The following is a 2,287-nucleotide window of genomic DNA, read 5'->3' as shown; positions in this document are numbered from 1 at the left end:
CTCAATTGCCATTTTTTTTATTTCAAAGATACATTTATCCCTAACATGTGCGAAGGGGATAAGCAGTTTTTTTTATTTAATGGAATTTGAATACGAGACTAAAATTTATTGCCCCAAATGCAGTAATAAAAATGAATAACAGTGTATAAAATTTTTAATACCAATTATATGCTATTGGGCATTTCATAATTGCATCAATTTAAACTAAACCTACGATAATATGAAATCGAATGTAATTATTAAGAGTATAATTCTGGACACAATTTGCCTGTTGTATGTCCTGTTATTTGTCTACGCAGCGGTAAGTAAATTTCTTGATTTTGAAAATTTTCAGGTACAGCTTGGACAATCGCCTTTGTTGAGCGCTTTTGCTGAATGGGTTTCTTGGGCAGTTCCCATAATTGAATTAAGTATAGTATTGTTACTTATTATTCCCAAATGTCGCAATTTTGGTCTTATAGCAGCTTTGTTCTTAATGTCAATGTTTACCAGTTATATTTTTATCATTTTGAATTACAGCTCTTTTGTTCCTTGCTCCTGTGGTGGAATATTAGAAAAAATGGGTTGGAATGCCCATTTGATTTTTAATATCGTATTTATAGTATTGGCTGTTTTGGCATTAGCATTGGAGGGCAAATCCAATAACAATAATAGCATAGCGAAAAAGCGGTTGACATTCTTCAAAAGTAGTGCTATCTCAATTCTATCTGGTGGTGCTATAATGGCGATTTTATTTCTGTCGTCCGAAGAGATTATTCATCATGAAAATCCATTTATCAGGCGTTATCCTCAGCACCCTATAATGCTCACTCGTACTATGGATTTAAAATTCAATTCCTATTATTTCGCAGGGTATGTTGATAATAGAATGTATCTAGGCAATTATACCGATCCGTTGCATGTGTTATCAGTAGATACGAATTTACGACATCGACAAGTTTTAAAAATATCATTTGATCCAAAAAACATTCCCTTTAAAATGGTTAAGATAGTAGTAAGAAAACCTTATGTCTATTTAATGGATGGTAGAGTCCCTGCCATTTTTCGGGGAAAGACAACCGATTGGAAAATTACGAAAGAATTGAAGGGAAGTCCTTATTTTACTTTGGCGGAACCTGTTGATAGCACTAGAATATTATTTAGGTCTAACAACGGTAAAAATTCAGCACATGTAATAGGTGTTTTTACTTCGGATGGTGTTTCGAAAATTAAGTACAATACTGATCTTTTACAACAACAGCTTGATGGTGTTTTTGATACAGATGGGATGTTGCTGTATGGAGAGAAATTACAAAAAATGGTCTATCTCTATTATTATCGAAATGAGTTTACAGTAGCGGATAAATATACAGGTCTTATTCGCAGAGGACATACAATAGATACCATTACAAAAGCAAAAATCAAGGTTGCCTATCTTAAGAATGGTACTGAGCGAAAAATGGCTTCTCCGCCACAAACAGTAAATGCACATGCAACCATTTCTGGGGGTCTTCTTTTTGTTCATTCCAAAATAAAAGGGCGATACGAGGATGATAAATTATGGGATCAAGCTTCTATAATTGATGTGTATGATTTACAAAAGAAAACCTATCTATTGAGTTTTCCGATCTATGGAATTGAGGATAAAAAGCTTCAATCTTTTTTTGTCACCACTACACATTTGTATGCATTGATAGGTAATCAATTGGTGGTTTATGAACTGAAATCCATTCTTAAAAAAGAAATAAACATGTTGGAATCGACAGCGTTCTGACAAGTAAAAATATACTAGCGCTAGTATCAGGAAAAAGATCGAACACCTGTAGAAAAAAGTAGGTCAAAGTTTAATTTAATACTTATTATTATGAAAACGTTATTTTTAAAAAAGATGATGCCCTTCGCAGTTGTCGTGATGGGAATTTCGGGAGCCTTTTTGACCACTTCCATGCAAAGTGATTCAAAGAGCAATGCACCTAAATTAGGATATACTCTTAATGGGCAAGGTGCTTGTAATGTTCAAGTAAATTGCAGCGATATCCCTAACCAGGTATGTCGTCTTAATGGAGCAACAGGGCCGCAGGCCTTTGCTAAAAATGCTCAAGGCAATTGCAATGAAATTGTGTATCGTCCTTAAATTTGTAATTTAAGGATTTACCAAAAAGAGCAATGCAGTTTCAAATTTGGAACTGCATTGCTTATTGCTATTATTACACTATTTAATTTAGCTGTTTACTAATCCATGCAGTTGGTAATTCGTCTTTGAGGTAGAATCCAAACCATTGTTGGACACGATCCATAAGATCTTTTT

The 2,287-nt window shown here is 33.9% G+C and carries 2 protein-coding genes; both read left to right on the top strand.

Going from position 1 to position 2,287, the window contains the following annotated elements:
- The first annotated feature begins 220 nt into the window (after nucleotides 1-220).
- Nucleotides 221-1,753 (top strand): MauE/DoxX family redox-associated membrane protein, encoded by a 1,533-nt coding sequence (locus tag FNW52_RS20505; RefSeq protein ID WP_143379328.1) that lies wholly within the window; start codon nucleotides 221-223, stop codon nucleotides 1,751-1,753.
- Nucleotides 1,754-1,843: 90 nt separating this feature from the next.
- On the top strand, nucleotides 1,844-2,113 hold the full coding sequence (locus tag FNW52_RS20500) for a DUF6520 family protein (protein ID WP_223256051.1): 270 nt from the start codon (nucleotides 1,844-1,846) through the stop codon (nucleotides 2,111-2,113).
- Nucleotides 2,114-2,287 lie beyond the last annotated feature (174 nt).

The organism is Flavobacterium sp. ZT3R18, from assembly GCF_007097385.1.
Taxonomy (GTDB): Bacteria; Bacteroidota; Bacteroidia; order Flavobacteriales; family Flavobacteriaceae; genus Flavobacterium.
This window is presented reverse-complemented; position numbering and strand designations above follow the sequence as displayed.